The organism is Rhodococcus sp. D-46, assembly GCF_011290655.1.
GTDB lineage: Bacteria > Actinomycetota > Actinomycetes > Mycobacteriales > Mycobacteriaceae > Rhodococcus_F > Rhodococcus_F qingshengii.
Window position 1 is genome coordinate 167,219 of sequence record NZ_JAANTF010000013.1, and the last position, 19,616, is coordinate 186,834.

The 19,616-nt window shown below is 61.3% G+C and carries 15 protein-coding genes and 1 riboswitch; of the genes, 8 read left to right on the forward strand and 7 right to left on the reverse strand.

Going from position 1 to position 19,616, the window contains the following annotated elements; all coding sequences use genetic code 11:
- Window positions 1–88 precede the first annotated feature (88 nt).
- Window positions 89–1,882 (forward strand): alanine racemase, encoded by a 1,794-nt coding sequence (locus G9U53_RS30075; protein ID WP_165639744.1) that lies wholly within the window; start codon window positions 89–91, stop codon window positions 1,880–1,882.
- Between the two features lie 31 nt (window positions 1,883–1,913).
- Window positions 1,914–2,756 (forward strand): hypothetical protein, encoded by an 843-nt coding sequence (locus G9U53_RS30080; RefSeq protein WP_083059551.1) that lies wholly within the window; start codon window positions 1,914–1,916, stop codon window positions 2,754–2,756.
- Here G9U53_RS30080 and G9U53_RS30085 read toward each other — a convergent pair whose 3' ends face one another.
- Window positions 2,757–3,731 (reverse strand): TauD/TfdA family dioxygenase, encoded by a 975-nt coding sequence (locus G9U53_RS30085; RefSeq protein WP_165639745.1) that lies wholly within the window; start codon window positions 3,729–3,731, stop codon window positions 2,757–2,759.
- 234 nt (window positions 3,732–3,965) lie between these two features.
- Between G9U53_RS30085 and G9U53_RS30090 the strand changes: the two genes are divergently transcribed.
- Window positions 3,966–4,391, forward strand: coding sequence for a nuclear transport factor 2 family protein (locus tag G9U53_RS30090; protein ID WP_031333638.1), 426 nt, complete (start codon window positions 3,966–3,968; stop codon window positions 4,389–4,391).
- 3 nt (window positions 4,392–4,394) lie between these two features.
- Here G9U53_RS30090 and G9U53_RS30095 read toward each other — a convergent pair whose 3' ends face one another.
- Window positions 4,395–4,628, reverse strand: a complete 234-nt coding sequence (locus G9U53_RS30095) for a hypothetical protein (protein ID WP_007729258.1) — start codon at window positions 4,626–4,628, stop codon at window positions 4,395–4,397.
- 280 nt (window positions 4,629–4,908) lie between these two features.
- Between G9U53_RS30095 and G9U53_RS30100 the strand changes: the two genes are divergently transcribed.
- Window positions 4,909–6,402: a stealth family protein gene (locus G9U53_RS30100; RefSeq protein ID WP_207624724.1), complete on the forward strand. Its 1,494-nt coding sequence runs from the start codon at window positions 4,909–4,911 to the stop codon at window positions 6,400–6,402.
- 51 nt (window positions 6,403–6,453) lie between these two features.
- Here the strand turns inward: G9U53_RS30100 and G9U53_RS30105 are convergent, their stop codons facing one another.
- The 3 genes from G9U53_RS30105 to G9U53_RS30115 form a co-directional block, all read right to left on the reverse strand.
- Window positions 6,454–7,821, reverse strand: coding sequence for an NtaA/DmoA family FMN-dependent monooxygenase (locus G9U53_RS30105; protein ID WP_165639746.1), 1,368 nt, complete (start codon window positions 7,819–7,821; stop codon window positions 6,454–6,456).
- Between the two features lie 20 nt (window positions 7,822–7,841).
- Window positions 7,842–9,188 (reverse strand): LLM class flavin-dependent oxidoreductase, encoded by a 1,347-nt coding sequence (locus G9U53_RS30110; RefSeq protein ID WP_031333640.1) that lies wholly within the window; start codon window positions 9,186–9,188, stop codon window positions 7,842–7,844.
- A riboswitch (SAM riboswitch) is annotated at window positions 9,171–9,284 on the reverse strand. It overlaps the preceding gene by 18 nt.
- Before the next feature lie 78 nt (window positions 9,285–9,362).
- The gene (locus tag G9U53_RS30115; protein ID WP_165639747.1) at window positions 9,363–10,268 is read right to left on the reverse strand and encodes a phosphodiesterase; all 906 of its coding nucleotides are present in this window, start codon (window positions 10,266–10,268) and stop codon (window positions 9,363–9,365) included.
- A gap of 339 nt (window positions 10,269–10,607) precedes the next feature.
- Between G9U53_RS30115 and G9U53_RS30120 the strand changes: the two genes are divergently transcribed.
- The gene (locus G9U53_RS30120) at window positions 10,608–11,981 is read left to right on the forward strand and encodes a dicarboxylate/amino acid:cation symporter (RefSeq protein ID WP_058037184.1); all 1,374 of its coding nucleotides are present in this window, start codon (window positions 10,608–10,610) and stop codon (window positions 11,979–11,981) included.
- Window positions 11,982–12,153: 172 nt separating this feature from the next.
- Window positions 12,154–12,513: an excalibur calcium-binding domain-containing protein gene (locus tag G9U53_RS30125; RefSeq protein ID WP_165639748.1), complete on the forward strand. Its 360-nt coding sequence runs from the start codon at window positions 12,154–12,156 to the stop codon at window positions 12,511–12,513.
- A gap of 52 nt (window positions 12,514–12,565) precedes the next feature.
- Here G9U53_RS30125 and G9U53_RS30130 read toward each other — a convergent pair whose 3' ends face one another.
- Window positions 12,566–13,693 (reverse strand): alpha/beta hydrolase family protein, encoded by a 1,128-nt coding sequence (locus tag G9U53_RS30130; protein ID WP_165639749.1) that lies wholly within the window; start codon window positions 13,691–13,693, stop codon window positions 12,566–12,568.
- 112 nt (window positions 13,694–13,805) lie between these two features.
- Here G9U53_RS30130 and G9U53_RS30135 point away from each other — a divergent pair, with 112 nt between their 5' ends.
- Window positions 13,806–16,988 carry a DEAD/DEAH box helicase gene (locus G9U53_RS30135; protein WP_165639750.1) on the forward strand — a complete coding sequence of 1,061 codons (3,183 nt, stop codon included), beginning with the start codon at window positions 13,806–13,808 and terminating at the stop codon, window positions 16,986–16,988.
- Window positions 16,989–17,101: 113 nt separating this feature from the next.
- Window positions 17,102–17,677: a TerD family protein gene (locus G9U53_RS30140; RefSeq protein WP_003940660.1), complete on the forward strand. Its 576-nt coding sequence runs from the start codon at window positions 17,102–17,104 to the stop codon at window positions 17,675–17,677.
- Between the two features lie 81 nt (window positions 17,678–17,758).
- On the opposite strand, the gene G9U53_RS30145 is transcribed toward G9U53_RS30140, so the two are convergent.
- Window positions 17,759–19,048 carry a plasmid pRiA4b ORF-3 family protein gene (locus G9U53_RS30145; RefSeq protein WP_242692833.1) on the reverse strand — a complete coding sequence of 430 codons (1,290 nt, stop codon included), beginning with the start codon at window positions 19,046–19,048 and terminating at the stop codon, window positions 17,759–17,761.
- Window positions 19,049–19,616 lie beyond the last annotated feature (568 nt).

Genomic DNA, 19,616 nt, shown 5'->3' on the forward strand with positions numbered 1-19,616 from the left:
CAGTTGGAGCAAAGTTGCCCAGCTCACGCCAACCGTCCGGTCTGGAATGCCCGGATCGTGAACCACCTTCGGAGAAAACGGGGAGATCATGACCGGACCGACCATCACCGTCGACCTGCGTCGTATCGAACAGAATGCGCGCGTCCTCGTCGAGGCGTCCAGCGCTCACGGTATATCGGTGGCCGGTGTCAGCAAATCTACGTGTGGCTCCCCCAAGGTTGCGCGAGCCATGGTGCGCGGCGGCGTCGCGCAGATCGCCGACTCCCGCCTGGACAACCTGGCCCGCATTCGCCGCGACGGCATCACCGTTCCCTTGATGCTGATCCGCGCACCGTCGTTGAACGAGATCGACGACACGATCCGCTACGCGGACATCAGCCTCAACTCCGAGTTGACGACGATTGCTGCTCTGGGCAGAGCAGCACGAACGCGAGGAGTCGTCCACGACATCGTGCTGATGATCGACCTCGGAGATCTCCGCGAAGGAATCCTGCCGGCGGAGGCGTTGGACGTAGTCGCTGAAATCCTTCCCATCGAGGGCATCAGACTGATCGGAATCGGCGCGAACCTCGCCTGCGTCGGCGGCATCCAACCGACCGTCGACAACCTGTCGAATCTGGTCTACCTAGCCGACGAAATCACGAAGCGGTTCTCGATCGAACTGCCGATCGTTTCCGGCGGCAATACGTTCTCGCTGCCACTCCTCGAGACGGGCACGATGCCCGAGGGGATCAACCATCTGCGTTTGGGCGCCAGCATCGTACTGGCCGAATCACCCACTCCCCCCGGACTGTACGAACTGCTGAACAACGATGCCTTCACTCTCACCGCGGACATCATCGAGGCCAAGGTCAAGCCGTCGCGGCCGTATGGAGTCTCAGGGGAAGACGCATTCGGCCGACGCCCCGTCTTCGACAACGAGGACAAGCCGAGCCGACGCCTGATCTTGTCCATCGGCCGCGAGGACATCTCGCCGGAAGGCTTGACCCCGATCGATCCGCGATTGAAGGTGATCAGTGCCAGCAGCGATCACCTCCTCGTCGACGCCGGAGAAACAGGTGACGAATACCGACTGGGTGGCACCGTCGACTTCACGATCGATTACGGCGCGCTCTTGATGGCGATGACATCGCCCTACGTCGAAAAGCGCTACGTCCTGGGCACCGAACCGATCGATGCCAATGCGACCGTCGAATTGATCGATTTCGAAACTACCGGGCTGGCAAGCCATCTCCTCGATCACGGTCTACGCGAGGACATGTCCGGAATCGGTTTCAACTGCATTCAAGCCGAGAACGCCGCCGCGGATCTCACAACGCTGCCGCTGTGGCTCACTACCGAGGCCTGGCAGAACACCAGAATTCCGATTGCCACCGAACCCGGAACCGATTTGGGTGCAATCATTTTCGCCTCCCACGGCGATATCGAACAACTGCTGTCGTCGGCGGCGGATCTGCACGGCCCCAGTTTGGAGAACACCGTCTTGGTGGGCGTCAAGAACGCCACGGTCGATCACAAGCGCGCACTCGACGAGTACGGGGTATTGCTGGTGACGATCGACGAGATCGATCGCCATGGCATGGCGGCCTTGATGCCTCGCGTCCTCGCCGCGGCGGGCCAGGGTGTGAACGGCGTCCACGTCCATTTCGACATGGACATCATCGACGGACGTGTTCTCGGAGTCGACGACACGACACATCTGGGCGGCCTCACATTCCGAGAAGCGCACCTCGCCGCCGAATTCATCAGCGAGACCGGCCTGACGAGATCGATTTCGATCGGCAGCGTTGCGGCAGCGGATTCCGATCCTCTCGGCCGTCAGGCGATCTTCGTCGACGGACTGGTTGCATCGCTGCTCGGGCGCAAGGTGGTCAAAGCCTGACGTTGTCGGCAGCCCTTGCGAGAATCGTTCGATGATCACGCGGAGCTCCGGTCAGCACGTATTCATCGCACTCGGCACGCCATGGATCGATGCCGTGGTCGCGTTTCTCGAACCCCGGGCCCGTGTCGATCCCTGGATCATGCACGGAAAGATGGTCATCGGTGACCTGCTGGTCACGGTTCTCGACACCACTCCTCGCACGCTGCTCTGCATCGAAACCGTGGCTGCGCCGTTCGACGGCACGTCGCGGATGGAAGTCGATGAACGCCCGTACGAACTCCACGGTTTGCCCACCGTTCCAGAACTCGAACAACGATGCTCCATCACGTTTCCCACGGATCCAGGGCCGGTCGACGACGCACTGGCCGACCGGATTCTCACGGCCGGCCAGTCACACTATGCGCACTACTTCGGCGACATCGACACGCTGGATCCGACGTCCACAGCTGCCCACGCCCGAACGTTGATGAACGAGAGGGGAAACTGCACAGGTTGCCGCTCACCGCTACCGTTGCGAATGTTCAACAGCGGCGATCGCCTTCACTTTCATTCCGCATCACGGATCTTCAGGCAGGCTGAACCTGGTGACGACTACCCAGCCGTCCTGTGCCGCAAGTGCACCGGAAGGATGGCCACGTCCGGGCACACCAACTTCATCGACTACATGCTGTCGAAGAATCCGTCGTGCCCACTCTGCGGTGCACACAGAACCGCTCAGTGTTCCCCGGGGATGCCGGTCCATCCATTCGATCACCTACCGTGGCTCGCCGGAACAGGCTGCGTCGTGGGACCGGACACCCCGGAATGGACGTGCCGAGCATGCAATCACTCATGGGGACAGATGTTCCCGCCGGATCACCCGCAGCACGACTGATCAGTTCGCGGCGAAGCCGGGAAGCCGATCGATGTCCGCGATGATCGAATACTCCGCGGCGTCACCCTGGAGGATTCGACTCTGCTCGCCGTGGACGTCGACGGGGACGTCGCCGGCCAATGTCACTCGGTGCACACTGCGCGCCTGAGTCCCGTAGTCGGCGATACCGTAATGTTGAGTCGCCTGGTTGTCCCAGATCGCCAGGTCGCCGGCCGACCAGTTCCATCGAACAGTGTTTTCCAACTTGATGATTCGTGCCTGCAGGATCTGGTAAAGAGCTACCGACTCCGACGGTTTGAGCCCGACGAACTCCTTGAAGAAGTGACCGAGCAGGAGGGTCTTCTCCCCCGTCGCCGGATGGATACGCACCACCGGATGTTCGGTCTCGTAGATCTCACGGGTGAATTCGGCGTAGTAGGCCTGGCGCTGCGCGTCTACCGGGTTCGCCTGATCGACAACCTCGGCATAGTCGTAGGCATTGGTGTGAACGGCCCGCAAATTCTCGACCAAGACCTTGAGTGAAGACGGCAGTTGGTCGTACGCGGCGGTGGTCGACGCCCACGTGGTCGCTCCGCCGTACTCGGGAATGGTCGTCGCTCGCAGAATCGAGGCTTTCGGGATGCGGTCGACAAACGTCACGTCCGTTTGCCAACTGTTGGCGGCTCGGTCGAGCACCAACAGCTTGTCGCCCCTGGACTTCACCGTCGGATGCGGGGTGGTCTGGGTGCCGAGGGTTCCGGCGAATTCGTACTGCGACGTGTCGTCGAGATGATGCTGCCCACGGAAGAACACAACCTTGTGCGCTGCCAGCGCATAGTTGATCGCGTAGGCGGTCTCTTCGGACAGATCCCCCGAGAGGTGTACGCCGTCGATGCGGGCGCCGATCAGCTCACCGACCTTGTGGACAGTGATTCCGCCGGCAGCGTAGATCTGCTCCGGGGTCTGGGTGACACGTTCGAGTTCGGTGACGGACATGGCGATCTCCTGTGAGTCGGTCAAGCCTACGGGCGCGGCAGTCGTCATGGCGCTGCCTACTGTGAACAATCAATCATTTACGCTGCGGGCTCGAATACGGTTGAACTCGAGGTGATCTCAAAGTTCGCCGCTCCCTCGCCGGAGAATATTGCCGCTCACTGGGACGAGGCCGTCGTCGTTGTCGTCATGAGCTGTAGCGTGCGATCTGCCGCACCCACGTCTACGGAGGACAGCATGCAACCCGAGGGCCCTGCCGAACAGATTCGTTCAACGCTCGCTCGCATCGCGCATCTTGCCGATACCGGCTCGGTCGAGGATTACGTGGAGCAGTTCACCCGCGAGGCCGAATGGAACATGCCGGCCAACCCCGATCGCGGTATCCCCGCACAGGTACGACGTGGCCGCGAAGAAATTGCTGCTGGAGTAGTCGAGCGTCGAGCCGCCGGCATACAAGGCCCGGGCACATTCACACGCCACGTCACCACGGCGATCGCCGTGGACGTGACCTCGGAAACGACAGCCCGCGCGGATGCGGTGTGGACGTTCTACGTCGACACAGCCACGTCGCCCGAACTCAGCGGCGTCGGGAGCTACGCGGACGAGTTCGAACTCGAAGACGGGCGGTGGCGACTGTCGCGACGAGTGATCTCGCGCGGCTGACGGTCAGTCTTCTTCGCCGGTGATCGCCTCACACCAGTCTTCGACCTGATCGATCCCCTCTTCCGTCCATTCCGGGCTCATGTCTTCGAGTGCATCGAAGACCACCTCGCAGGTCAGCATCTCCGGTGAACCCTCCGACCCCGCTGCCTCGGTTCGCTCCGCAGACGCTGTCGCAACTGGGCCGGCGGCCAGCGCAACCGCCATCGCGCCTGTTCCGACCATCGCTTTCACACGCATCGGTTCTCCTCCTTCACTCTCGCTTCGGTCCTCGGGGTACCCGACTCGCCCCGCGCTACCCATCCCCGTCACTCATGTCCGACTTTCGGCGCCGACGGCATAGACTGAGCTCGTCGCCACCACGCTCTCGCAGCGTCGGGGGCGACAGATACACAGCTGGATCAGAATCGGAAGGCATCCCATTACAGAATCTCCCGCTCCGCACGACATCTACTTCGTACCTCCGGAGCAGGACAGCCCCAATCCTGTGGAGCCGGCGTCGGCCGCGTCACGCGCACGGATGGGCGAGCTACCCGAGACCGTCCGATTCAAGAATCGTTTTGCCCTCGCGATCACGACCACCACGCCGCTCGAAGCGATGGTCGAAGATCTCCTCTTCATCCGCGACATCCTCGACGCCGCAGGAATCGAGTATCTACTCGTCCGCGGAAACGACGAGCGCCCGGTCATCGCGGTCAGCTGGACGGAACGCAAGAACCTGCGGCAGGCACTTGTCGAGGGATGCGCAAACGCACCCTTCTATTCCAAAACCGTCGACGCGAAGAAGAGTCCAGCGCTCCTTGTCGCGGACGGTGCCCTGTCGAAAACCAACAAGTCACGGATCTTCCGCTTGTTCCGTCCGAGGGTTCACGTCGCAAGCGGTATGAACTACGGCGCGAACATCGGCGTTCAGATCGAATTGTGGTCGATTTCCGACGAAGAAATCGTCCTACCCGTCGAGAACTCACTGACACGACGAACCGTCCTCCCCGAAGAAGCTGTCCGAGGAACCGTCGAGCGATTCGGCCGGATCTGGCCGACCATCGAGAACATGTTCGCCGATCATGCCTCCGATATCAGCTTCGATATCGATCTTGTCTTTTCCTGGGTCGACGGTTCTTCCAAAGAGTTTCAGGCTCAGCGCGCCAAGCGCATGCAGAACTACATCGTCGGCGAGGGCGACGAATCAGAAGCGCGCTTCCGTCAGATCGACGAGCTCAAATACGCACTTAGATCTATCCACATGTACGCGCCGTGGATCCGGCGGATCTTCGTCGCAACCGATTCCGATCGTCCGGACTGGCTTGCCGACGATCCGCGAGTCACGTTCATGCCCAGCGAAAAGTTCTTCGCCGATCCAAGTGTGTTGCCCACCCACAATTCTCAAGCTGTCGAGTGCCAGCTGCACCATATTCCGGGTCTGGCAGAGCATTTCCTCTACTCCAATGACGACATGTTCTTCGGTCGCCCCGTCGGCCCTGACATGTTCTTCTCCCCCGGTGGGATCAGCATGTTCATCGAGGCCGACACCAGAATCGGATTGGGACACAACGACAACGACCGCAGCGGGTTCGAGAATGCGGCCCGCGTCAACCGCCGTCTGCTGCAGGACCGCTTCGGTCTGATGACCACCAGACATCTGGAGCACGCAGCGACGCCACTACGCAAGAGCGTGATGGCCGAGATGGAACGCGAGTTCGCCGAAGACTTCGCGGCCACTGCAGCAAGCACCTTCCGCGCGAGTTCCAATATCTCGGTGACCAATTCGCTGTACCACTACTACACGCTCATGAGTGGACGGTCGGTGGTGCAGAAGTCCGCCGCCGTCAAATACGTCGACACGACGGTCAAGGCCGGTTTGCGCGACATGGACTCACTGCTCGCCAAGCGCTCCATGGACTTCTTCTGCCTCAACGACGGCAGCGCTCCGGAGATCGATCTGGAACTTCGGACACGCAAGATCACGGAGTTCCTGGAGAACTACTACCCCATCCCGGCGCCCTGGGAAGCCTAGACGAAACAAGGGCCCAGCCGATTTCGGCTGGGCCCTTGCTACTTCGGTCGATCAGCGTGCTGTCACATGCTCCCGTTGCACCGGAATGGGCAGACCGAGATTGTCACGCAACGTCGTTCCTTCGTAGTCACTGCGGAGAACACCTCGATCCTGCAACAGAGGCACCACGTCGTCGACGAACTCGTCGAGGCCGGTCGGCACGAGGTGCGACCCGAGGATGAATCCGTCCGAACCGTCGTTGCTGACAAACGAATCTATTTTCTCGGCAACCTGCTGCGGTGTACCGACGATCGGTCCACGCTCGAACTGATCGATCACCACTTCGCGCAGATTCAACTTCTTGCTCTCGGCTACCGCGCGAAGTTTTGCGACGGTCGCGAAACGATCCTGGTGAATGAAGGCGCGGCCCTGGATGATCGGCGGAGCCTCGGGATCCGGGGCGATGTCGGGTAGTGGTCCTTCGGGGTCGTACTTCGACAGATCGAGATTCCAGATCTGTTCGAGCAGAACCAAAGCGGTCTGGCCGGTGACCTGCTGGTCGCGAATCTCTCGATACTTCTCGATTGCGTCCGCCTCGGACGTGCCGAGAACAAAACTCGCCGACGGCAAGATCTTGATGTCACCCGGGTCGCGTCCGGCCGCAACGGCACGAGCCTTGATGTCACGATAGAAGTCGGCTGCCTCGGGCAATTGACCATACGGTGAGAAGATCGCGTCGGCATTGCCGGCAGCAAAATCGCGCCCCTGCGGCGACACCCCGGCCTGCAGAATAACCGGGCGCCCTTGCGGACTGCGCGGCACCGTGAATCGGCCGTTCACGTCGAAATGTGATCCATGGAAAGCAAATTCACCGGCATCCGGTCGCGCGAGAAAGCGCCCTGATGCCTTGTCGGCCACGATGTCGTCATTGCGCCACGAATCCCAGAGTTGACGCACCAGCGCTACGGTCTCCTCCGCACGCTCGTATCGTTGCGCACGATCCAGGTATCCGCCGCGACGAAAGTTCTGGCCGGTGAATGCGTCGAACGAGGTGACGACGTTCCAGGCGGTACGTCCTCCGGACAACTGATCGAGCGTCGCGAATTGTCTTGCCAGCTCGTAAGGCTCGTTGAACGTGGCGTTGATGGTGCCTGCCAAACCGAGGTGTTCGGTCACTGCTGCCAACGATGCGAGCACGGTGAAGGTGTCCGGCCTACCGATGATGTCCTGATCGAAAATCTGTCCCGCACGCTCACGAAGGGCGAGGCCTTCGGCGAGGAAGAAGAAGTCGAACTTCCCACGCTCGGCGGTTCGAGCGGTGTGCTCGAAAGAATCGAACTCTATCTGGCTGCCCGCCTGCGGATCCCACCATGCAGTGTGATGGTTGACGCCGCCGAGGTAGGCACCCAGGATGACCTGCTTACGCTTCTGAGAACTCATGAAAATGTATTCCTCGTCTGTCAGGCGGCCGGAGTACCGGCGGCGTAGCGGTTGGGAACGTCGATGGGTAGGCCAAGCAGTCCGCGAAGATTCGTCTGCGGATACTCGGTGCGGAATACGTTGCGTCGCTGCAATTCAGGCACCAGCTCACCGGCGATGGCGTCGAGGTCGTCCACGACAACGCCCGGCCGCAACCGGAAGCCGTCGATTCCCAACTGCTGCCACCGGAGCAGAAGATCTGCCAACTCAGCCGCGGTGCCGGTGAAGGTCAGCGCGTCCGAACGGTATTCGGCGCCGGCCTGCGCGTCGAGGCGAGCGAGCCGTTCCTTTCCGGTTTCTTCCGGAGCATCGAAGAATACGACGATGTCGGTGAAGACCCGAAGCGGTTCGCCGGTGCGCTGCACGTGTTCTTCGGCTGCTCGCACTTCACCCAGGATTGCCGTGACCTGCTCGTCGTCGAACGGCGTCACGAACACCAGATCGGCCGTCCGCGCCGCCAGCTCGTACGCGACCCGCTGATGTGCCAATGCGGTGACGACGGGATGCCCCTGCGGCGGGCGCGGAGTCACCGACGGTCCACGGACCGAGAGGTACTTTCCCTCGAAGTCGATGTAGTGCAGCTTGTCCCGGTCGATGAATCGGCGCTGCTCCACATCACGGATCTCGGCGTCGTCCTCCCAACTGTCCCAGAGTCTCCGGACGACGTCGGCTGCCTCCGCAGCTTCGTCGAACAGTGCGCGCACGAAGTCCGGGAGGACGCCTGAAACGATCGACTGACGGTCGGCATCGGTGAGCGCTGGGATGTCGCGGCGCCCGAACTGTGCTGCCTCGGATTCCGACGCCGACACCTTCACCTGCCACCCGGCGCGACCGCGCGAGGTGTAGTCCAGCGTGGCAACGGCTTTGGACACGTGGAACGGTTCGGTGTGAATGGTGGTGATGGTCGGGATCAACCCGATGTTGCTCGTGATCGGTGCCAGTCGGGCGGCCACGAGATGTGCGTCGAGCCGAGCGCGCACCCGGTCAACCGCGTCGTCGACAGGCTCGAGTGGGTTGGCCGGCACCGAGAGACTGTCCTCGATGGTGACGAAATCGAGCAGACCACGCTCGGCGATCGTCACCACGTCAGTCCAATACGACGCGCTGAACAGCTCACTCGGGCGCGAGTGCGGCTCTCGCCAGGCCGCTGGGTGCCAACCGGCACCGTCCAGCGCTACGGCGAGATGCAACGGAGCAAGATAAGAAGAAGGGGTGGAGGTCATCGGCGCATACTCCTGTTCGAGAACTACTCGGGAGCGCACAGTGCCGACCGCAGAAACCGTCAGCACCCGACTGACGGTTCTCGTGGCGACTGCCGCTTGCGACACGCACCACGCGTATCGCCAGGTGTGATTCCGGGGCACCCCATCGGCATGAAGGGTTGCCGTCCAGCTAGCCGGTCCTTGTTGCTGGAGCTCTGCACCTACCTCGACGGTAGTGAGTACGCGACCGCCCGGCAATCGCCCAGAACTGCGCCGGAGTGCCGGAAACCGCCTGCCACCTCAGACGATCGAACGTCCAGCCTTTTCGCTCTCGAGGATTCGAACACCGGCAGCACTGAGCCTCCGGGCTCCCTCGGCCGCGTCGACAGGCTCACCGACCGTCACGTGCGCGCCGAGTGGAACGACCGAATGAACAATTGTCTCGTCGTACACGTGCACCAGGTTGCACCCCTGAGCCCCGTCACGACCACGCTGCCCACCGACTTCCACGTTCAAGTCCTGGGTGTAACACGTCGACGACGCCACGGAAACCGGAATGCCGGCGAACGTCGCCGTCGTCGAATAGTGCAGATGCCCAGCAAGAATCGCCCGGACGTCGCTGCCACGCAAGACGTCTGCCAACCGGGACTGATCGCGCAACTCCACCAGAACCGCGAGATCCTGAATGCACGGAACCGGCGGATGATGCAGCGCCAGAATTGTTCCGTCGGGCGCCGGCACCGCCAATTCTGCGCGTAGCCAATCCAATTGACGATCCGAGATCTCACCGTAGTGATGACCGGGAACCGACGAATCCAGGGTGATCACCCGCAGTCCGTCAAGGTCGTAGACGTTGTCGACGGGATGATCGGTGGCGTCCTCGCCCAACAGCAGAGATCTGAACGTAGGGCGGTCGTCGTGGTTGCCCATCGCCCAGACGACCTGCGCATCGATCTCGGCCGCCACGGGTTCCACGATGGCTTTCAATTCCGCGTATGCGTCGGGGTGTCCCTGGTCGGTCAGGTCGCCGGTGAATATCAGTGCATCCGGGCGTGCGCCCGAGGCCACGATCCCGCTGAGCACTTCCCGCAATCTCGTCGACGCATCCACGGCGTCGTACAACTCCCCCTGAGCCACCAGATGCGTGTCACTGAGGTGCACCAGGAAATGCTTCGGACGCGGGTACTCGGCATTCCGAACGCTCATCGGTCTCTCGCTTCCGCTTGCCGACGCGTAGGCGCCGGTGCGGCACCTACTGATCGTCGAGACTAGTCAACCGACCAACAGTGACTGATCGGGGCACGCCCGACGAACACGAAGCGAACTCCCGCGGCGACCCTCGGGATCGAGTAGTTGAAGCTGCGAGTAGTGTGTGGACAGTGTTGTTCCTGACCAGTCGGCGTTACGTCGACCTTCGCCTGCAGGCGAGCGCAATGTGTACGCGCTCGCTCTGACCTGACGCGTACCAGGAAACATTTCTTCGAATCTGCCCGGCCTCTGGTGCCGCGCTGCGTTTCGCTCCCTTGATTTTCGAAAGGCATAGTCATGCCCAGCTCCACCTCCACCGGCGTGCCGGAAAAGTCCACGTCCCGTTTTCCGTCCTGGGCGACGGCATTCGGACCGCAGATCGTCGCCGGTCTCGTACTCGGTGTCATCATCGGTCTCGTCGCCCGGGCAATGCCTGATGCGGCCGACGGCAACGTCAACTGGTTGGTCGGCACCGTACAGACCATCGGTTCGAGTTACGTCAAGCTGCTCACCGTTGCGGTGATCCCGCTGGTGTTCACCGCCATTGTCAGCTCCATCGCCAACCTGCGCCAGGTCGCCAATGCAGCTCGCCTGGCCGTGCAGACCTTGCTCTGGTTCGCGATCACCGCTTTCATCGCTGTGATCATCGGCATCATCGTCGGCCTGATCACCGATCCCGGTTCACGGACCGACGTCGCCGCCGAAGCCGCGAAGGAACCCAAGAGTTCCGGTTCGTGGTGGGCGTTCATCACCGGACTGGTTCCGAACAACTTCCTCGGGTTGGGTGCAAAGACTTCCGTCGCCGAAGGCGTGGCGACTACATCGCTGAGCTTCAACGTCCTGCAGCTGCTCGTCATCGCCGGTGCAATCGGTATTGCTGCACTCAAGATCGGTCCCAAGGCTGCGCCGTTCCTCGAGTTCAACGCTTCGCTGCTCGCGATCGTCCAGAAGGTCCTGTGGTGGATCATCCGCCTTGCCCCGATCGGCACCGCTGCGCTGATCGCCAACGCTGTCGCCACCTACGGATGGGATGCGATCGGGTCGCTGGGCGTCTTCACCGCCGCCATCTACATCGGTCTGGCGATCGTGTTCTTCGTGGTCTACCCCATCCTGATTGCCGCACACGGCCTCTCGGTTCGAAGCTTCTTCTCCGGCGTCTGGCCCGCAACTCAGCTCGGATTCGTCTCGCGCTCGTCGATCGGCACCCTGCCGTTGACCGAACGCGTCACCGAACGCAACCTCGGCGTTCCGCGTGAGTACGCCTCGTTCGCCGTTCCGCTCGGTGCCACCACGAAGATGGACGGTTGCGCCGCAATCTATCCCGCGATCGCGGCGATTTTCGTCGCAGGCTTCTACGACGTTCCGCTGACCTTCACCGACTACCTGTTGATCGTCGTCGTCTCGGTCATCGGCTCAGCGGCAACGGCCGGAACCACCGGTGCGACAGTCATGCTCACACTCACACTCTCCACCCTTGGTCTTCCCCTGGCCGGCGTCGGACTGCTCCTCGCAGTCGAACCGATCGTCGACATGGGCCGTACCGCAGTCAACGTCACCGGCCAGGCACTGGTCCCGGTCATCGTCGCAAAGCGTGAGGGAATCCTCGACAAGGTGCGCTTCGACGCTCCCCGCAACGGTGACCCCTTCGCCGAGGAACTTGTCGACGCGTAACCCTCGATGACTACAGCAGCGTCCTCGCACCTGAGCAATACGGTGCGGGGACGCTGCTTTTCACCCCAGATTTCACCCTTACCGAAATAAACCATTTGGTCGTTATGACCAGTATGCTCAGCCGGCACAGCCCTCCGAAGTGGAAGGGCTGCCCAGTTGAACACGAGGTCACATGAAGCTCCGCCGTCTGGCATTCAGCGTCGCAGGTTGCGCCGCAATCACTCTGGTTGCCGCGCCCGCCGCTCAGGCATCCACGGTTTTCGATTTCCTACCGATCGAGATCACACGCATGATTCCGACTGGCTCTGCCGACGCAGTCCAGCCGTTCCTTCCCCCGGTCTTCGCACCGCCGGCGCCGCCCGCTCCGCAAGCGCCCCAGAACCAGCCGGCGCCGCAGAACACTCCCGCACCAGCGCGGTACTACCAGAACTGCACAGCCGTTCGTAATGCCGGCGCAGCTCCGTTGTACCGGGGCCAGAACGGATACGCCCCGCATCTCGACCGCGACAACGACGGCATCGCCTGCGAGTGATCCAACGCTCGGGTTGTGGTGCATCCACAACCCGAGCACTGTTGTCGAACCGTCAGACGCCCAATGCCCGGGACAGAGTCGGCCACGCCTTCGGCAGTCGTTCACGCCAATACGCCCACGCGTGCGTGCCGTTCGGCTCGTAATCCACCTGCGCCGGAATCTTCAGCTCCTGCAACCGAGCGTCGAACATCTTGGTGCAGGCGTGGGCGGCAACCTCGATGCCGCCGCCGATCACCAGACGCTCGAGCAGTTCAGGAGTCTGCAGCGTCTCGTCAGATCCGGGACGACCGTTTGCCGTCGACACGTAGATTTCCTTGCCACGCAACTTCTCTGCGTTGATCAACGAATCGTGTGCCTCCCACTCCGGGCCCCCTGGCACACCCCAGATGTTGGCCGGATCTCCGCTTCGAGAAGAAATCGTGGCCTGGACGGCAGTTCGGCCGAGCGGATCCATCGTGGAATAACAGCCGCTGAACACGGCAACGCCGCGATACATGTCCGGAAAGCGTTGGGCGAGCATCATTGCACCCATCGCGCCCATGGAATTGCCGGCAATCGCGTTGATTCCGTTGGTCTCGAGTCGCGCGTCGATCAGCGGTGGCAACTCCTCGGTGATGAAGGTTTCCCACTTGTGCAGTCCCAGCCGCGGATCCGGATTCTCCCAGTCCGAGTACAGGCTCGCGATTCCGCCATTGAGCATCACGACGTTGACGTTCTTGTCGGCGAAGAACGCCGGGGCGCCGCCGATCGTCATCCATCCGCTGCTTTTCTCTCCGGCGTCGACACCCTCGAGCATGTACAGCGCTGGGCGCGGAACCGAATTGTCAGCGGGTAGCAAAATCTCGACGCCGACCTCGCGTCGAAGTGCGAGCGACGCCACCGTCAGCCTGATCGCTTGTGGTGCGGTCACCTTCTCGCCGACGATGGCCGGGACGACGATGTCGTCGCGCAGGTCCGGTTTGGGGCCCGGATCCTCCTGAAGTGGTCCCGGGATCGTCGACCCCGAGCTCACGCTTCCCTCGACGCTGCCCAGACTTCCCGAGCTTCCCGAACTACCCGAGCTTCCGGAACTCGGCGCTGCCGTCGACAGTCCGCCCAATTGCAAAGAAAGTGCACAGACGGCCAAACACACCGCACCTGTGCGCGCAGATCGAATCCACGCACGCCGCTCAGTCCTCATGAAACTCCCAAACCAGTCAAAGATGTTTCCGTGAACATACCGTGCAGTTCGGACTTTCTTGGACAAACGACCACGACAAGATCTGTCGGTCGCCGCTACTAGGCTGGCCCCCGTGCAACCGGATTCAGTCAGGGCCCTCGACCTCGACCGAATTCGCGCTGTCGTGGGCACAACCACCTACGACCGCGGACTTGTCTACCTGCGGGAGAATGCAGTCGAATCCATCGGATGGAACGACACCGCTGACATCTTGACCGGCGCTGTATCGGGAACTGCGCGAGAGCCGTACACCTGCACGATTTCGGTAAGTCGCGGCGCGGCCGGTACAGCAACGTTCACGCGTGGCCTCTGCACGTGTCCCGTGCGGATGAACTGCAAGCACGTAGTCGCGTTGGTGCTCGCAGCGGTTGCCGAGGCGAACAAGACTCCACAACACCTCGAATGGGACAGCTCGCTCGAGGAGTTGCTCCGACCAGACCTGGCCGGCCGCACTACACGTGGACTTGGCATTCAATTCACCACCCGAACCAAGGGCGCATCGACAAGGCTCATCATCAAACCCGTACAACCAGGAGCGAGAGGGTGGATCTCCGGCGGGCTCGCCTGGAACAAACTCGGAAGCACTTTTCAGTTCCCCGCAGATCACCTCCGGGTTCTACGCGACATAGATCTCCTCCACAGCGCCGGCAACTACTACCGAAATCAAAATGCCGCGGAAATCGATCTTGCCGGGTTCGCGAGCCCGCAACTCTGGTCGCTTCTTCGTGAGGCCATCAGCGTCGGAGTTTCACTCGTTCACTCGAAAGCCGGCCTCGGCAACATCTCCCTACTCTACGACGCCAACATCTGCCTCGACGTCCACGGAGCGGAAGACAACAATCTCCGTCTCACTCCCCGAATTCAGACCGATGGGCACATCGTGACTCATTCCGACTGGGGACTGGTCGGCACGCCGGCACATGGCGTCTTCGCGCTCGACGCCGCCAACGCGATCACTCTCGCACCACTGCACACGCCGATAACTCACCAATTGAGGCAGTTGATCGACTCCGGAAAATCGGTCGACATACCCGCCGAGCATCGGGATGCATTCACGTCGCGGTTCGTGTTCAAACTCGGAAACCTCGCTCCCGTCATATCTTCCGACGGTGCTTACAACCCACCGACTGTGTCCGGTCCTCGGCTACAACTGATGGCCACTTACGCGGACAACCACCGCATCGACATCGAATCGGCATGGAAGTACACCGTCGATGCCGACGAACTGATCATTTCTACCGCAGACACAACCACCGACGAGTCCGAGATCCGCAACCACGTTGCCGAAGATGCCATTGCCAAGAGCCTCGGTGCGGCCGCGGCGAAGGCCACTCTCGCGGGAACTTTGACCGGCCTCGATTCCATGCAGTTCACACTCGACCTCCTGCCCCAACTCGAAGCGCACGACGCCATCGACCTCACGGTTGCAGGAACCCCCGCCGACTACCGGCCTGCAGACGACGCTGTCGTGATCGGCCTCAGCACAAAAGCCCCCGACGGGGACAGCGGATCCGACTGGTTCGACCTCGATGTCACCGTCGATGTTGCGGGACAAAGCGTTCCGTTCACAACACTGTTCTCTGCTCTGAGCAAGGGCGAGACTCACATACTGCTACCGGACGGCGCCTTCTTTCGGCTCGACGCACCTGAACTACTCGGCCTGCACCGTCTCATCACCGAAGCGCGGTCGCTACTCGATCAGCCTACCGGCAAACTCGGGATCAGCAAATTTCAGGCCGGACTGTGGGAAGAATTGACGGCGCTCGGAAGGGTCGAACATCAAGCAGCAGCTTGGAAGAAGCAGATCGCAGGATTGCTCGGCAGTTCGGGCATCGATCCCGTCGAAGTCCCGGACACGTTGACGGCAACGCTACGTCCCTATCAGGTCGACGGATTCCGTTGGCTCAATTTCCTCCGACTGCACAACTTGGGCGGCATACTCGCCGACGACATGGGCCTGGGCAAGACCCTGCAGACCCTCGCAATGATCTGCGCTGCAAGGCAATCGAATCCGGCCGCGCCTCCCTTTCTGATCGTCGCTCCCACCAGCGTGGTCTCCAACTGGAAGTCCGAAGTGGCGAAGTTCGCACCGACCCTCCACACCGCTGTCATCACGGATACTCTGCGGCGCAGAAGAACCGACCTGGCAACACTCGTCGACGGGGCGGATATCGTCGTGACGTCGTACGCTCTCTTTCGCCTCGACACCGATGCGTATTCCGCCGGCCGCTGGTCCGGACTGGTGCTCGACGAAGCCCAATTCGCCAAGAACCACAAGTCCAAGGTCCACCAGTGCGCGAGGGCGGTGAACGCACCGTTCAAACTCGCGATCACCGGTACACCCATGGAAAACAATCTCATGGAGTTGTGGTCGCTCCTCGCAATCACTGCACCAGGACTGTTTCCCAGCCCCACGACCTTCACCGACGTCTACCGCACTCCCATCGAAAAAGACGGTAATGCAGAACGATTGGCGCAACTGCGACGACGCGTCAAACCGCTGATGGTGCGGCGCACCAAGGAACAGGTGGCTGCAGACTTGCCGCCCAAGCAGGAGCAGGTACTCGAGATCGAGTTGCATCCGAGCCATCGCGCGATATACGACACCCACCTGCAACGCGAACGGCAGAAGATTCTCGGACTGCTCGACGACGTCGACAAGAACCGATTCACGATCCTGCAATCGCTGACGCTGCTACGCCAACTCAGTCTCGACGTCTCGCTGGTCGACGAGGAAAGCGGACCCGTCCCATCGGCCAAGGTCGACGCTCTCGTCGAGCAATTGGACGACGTCATTGCCGGCGGACACCGTGCGTTGATCTTCAGCCAATTCACCGGGTTCCTCGGTTCTGTCCGCAACCGACTCGACGAGGAAAGAATTCCGTACAGCTATCTCGACGGTTCGACGCGCAATCGCGGTGAAGTGTTGGAGGAGTTCAAGTCTGGTGCAGTCCCCGTCTTCCTGATCAGCCTCAAGGCTGGTGGCTTCGGCCTCAATCTCACCGAGGCCGACTACTGCTTCATTCTCGACCCCTGGTGGAACCCGGCCGCCGAGGCACAAGCGGTCGACCGTACTCACCGCATCGGGCAGACACGAAACGTCATGGTCTACCGCCTCATTGCCAAAGACACCATCGAAGAGAAGGTCATGGCACTCAAAGCCAAGAAGTCGGCATTGTTCTCGAATGTCATGGACGCCGAAGGCACACTGGGCACCGGACTCGACGCCGACGATCTTCGCGCGCTGTTCGAGTGAGGTGCCTATTCGGTCGAACCGCACCTACCCGCTCACGGTAATGTGAGTCGCGAACGGACAACACAGAACTCCCGAACGAAGAAATCCACTTCGTTCGAACGAGAGGAACCTGAATGGGCGTCACACTTGCCAAGGGCGGCAACGTATCTCTGTCGAAGGCCGCACCCAATCTGACCAAGGTCGCAGTCGGTCTCGGCTGGGATGCACGCAGCACCAGTGGTGCCGACTTCGACCTCGACGCCAGCGCGTTGGTCACCGGCCCGGAACGCAAGGTCCTTTCCGACCTTCACTTCGTCTTCTACAACAACCTTCGCTCGCCCGACGGATCCATCGAGCACACCGGCGACAACCTCACCGGTGAAGGTGACGGCGACGACGAGGTCATCAACGTCGACCTCCCGGCTGTACCGCCCAACGTCACCAACATCTTCTTCCCCGTCTCGATTCACGACGCCGATGCGCGACTCCAGTCCTTCGGACAGGTCACCAACGCCTACATCCGCGTCGTAGATCTGTCGAACGGCTCCGAACTGGCACGCTACGACCTCTCCGAAGATGCATCCACCGAGACAGCCATGCTTTTCGGTGAGCTCTACCGCCACAATGGCGAATGGAAGTTCCGTGCAGTCGGACAGGGATACGCATCGGGACTAGCCGGAATCGCCCGCGACTACGGCGTGAACATCTGATCTCTATCGGTACACGAAACGGGGTTCGATTCGGCATTGCCGGATCGAACCCCGTTTCGGTTGTCTGCGTCGACGCGCGAGTTAACGCCGCAGGATCGCCCTCGCGAGGTGAACAGCCCAGGGCGAGTCCGCTTTGCTGCCGAACTTCCCCAACTCGTACCCCGTAGCGCCGATCAATCCGAGCACCTCTACGGTGCTCCCGGACGTGTCACGTCTGGAAGTCTGAGCTCCAGCCATCAGGATGCTCGACGACCGAATCGACTCCAGCGCTCCCGCGACGAAACGATGACGATCCGCCGGCGACATGCCGGCGGCTACGGCAAGGAGGACGAGGAGTTCCACTGCTCTCTGCGAGCCGCCGGGCGCAACCGGAACTCCCTCGACGATCACCGACCACGTCATTGACGCGTCCCGCTCTGCCGACTGTCCCCGCTTCGTCAGAACAATCTGCCCTTTGTGCTTTCGCACCAGGCCGAACTTCTTGAGCACTGCGAAGAGTGATCGCCCTTGGGGAAGGTTTACAGGTCCCAGTTCAGGTTCGTCGAGCATCGCGTCGACCGTCGTGAAGAAATCATCGGCACCGATCCCTTCGACACCGATCAGAGCCAGAACCGCTTGAATGCGTTGGCCCGCCTCGACGTGGACCAACTCCCCGATTGCCGACTGATCGTCAATGCCTGCTCGGGCGAGGACCGCATGCAGTTCCGGGACTCGCGAGGGTCCCAGGCATTCGACGAGCTTCGCAATGTCGTACGACGCAGCGATCTCGTCCGGTCTAGGACTATGCAGTCGATTATTGACCTCAGCGATCTCGAATCGTGTCGGCTCGAAATCAGTTTGTGGCCATTCGAGGGTCCATTCATGGGAGCGCAGCTTCTCCGAAGCGAGAACACCGAGGAGTTGCTCGTACTCGTCAGGTCCGACGCATTCCTCCGGCGGACAAGCACCGCGACCCGTGGCACACACAACTTGGAACCCTTCGGGCAGTACTTCGGAAGATTCAAGTGTCAGCGTGTGGCGCCAGTTCCCGAAGCGTCCGTAGCGATAACTGATTTCATCGCCAGGCGAAACCATGACCTCGTCCAGGCGTACCGCGGACTCTACGATCGCCGCTCGGCCGGCCCGACGCTGCTCGGCGTTGCTCCCGGAAGCTACGTACTCTTCGACCTCGCCGGGAAATCGGCTGCCGGACTTGGACCACGCGTGCGATTGACGGTCACTCCACCCCATTGCCCGTTGAACCACCGAATGCAGGTCATCCAGATTCAGATCCGACGCGACGAGGATTCGTCGCCAGATCTGAGTGGAAACATTGTCGACACTGATACGTATCGCGTATTGCGCCGGTACCGCGCGCCTCTTCGAACGCAACGATCGCGCAATCTGAATGCCCCCACGCCCTCCGCCAGCTTCTAGTACAAACCTTTGCAGTTCTTCAGGTTCCGTCGGAACGAGTCGCAAATGCGACACCCTCGAGCTGCTCAACCCCACCATGAGACTCAGCCTAGGCCAAAGTGCTAGGGACGAAGGCACAAAATCGGAGAGTACTTCGGACTTATGAGACGGTTCACAATCTATACCTTGGCTAACAAGTCGCTACGTGCGTCGGCGGCGGCATCTTCCTCGCCCAATTCCTGCCCTGATGGTGTGAACGTACCGTTCCCCTCGTTGAGGAGGGTGAGAGTGTCGTTCACTCGATCCCGGACGGGGTGGTGAGTCGGCTGTGCTCCCGCCCCTGATGGTGTGAACGGTGCGTTGGGTCGATCTGAGGCGACGAAAGTACCGTTCGCTCGAAGTCGGGGGTGCTTTCGGGGGGTGTTTTGGGTACGAGAAAGCCCCCCAACCAGTACTGGTTGGGGGGCTTCTCTAATGTGTGTTCGGCGGTGTCCTACTCTCCCACACCCTGTCGAGTGCAGTACCATCGGCGCTGAAGGGCTTA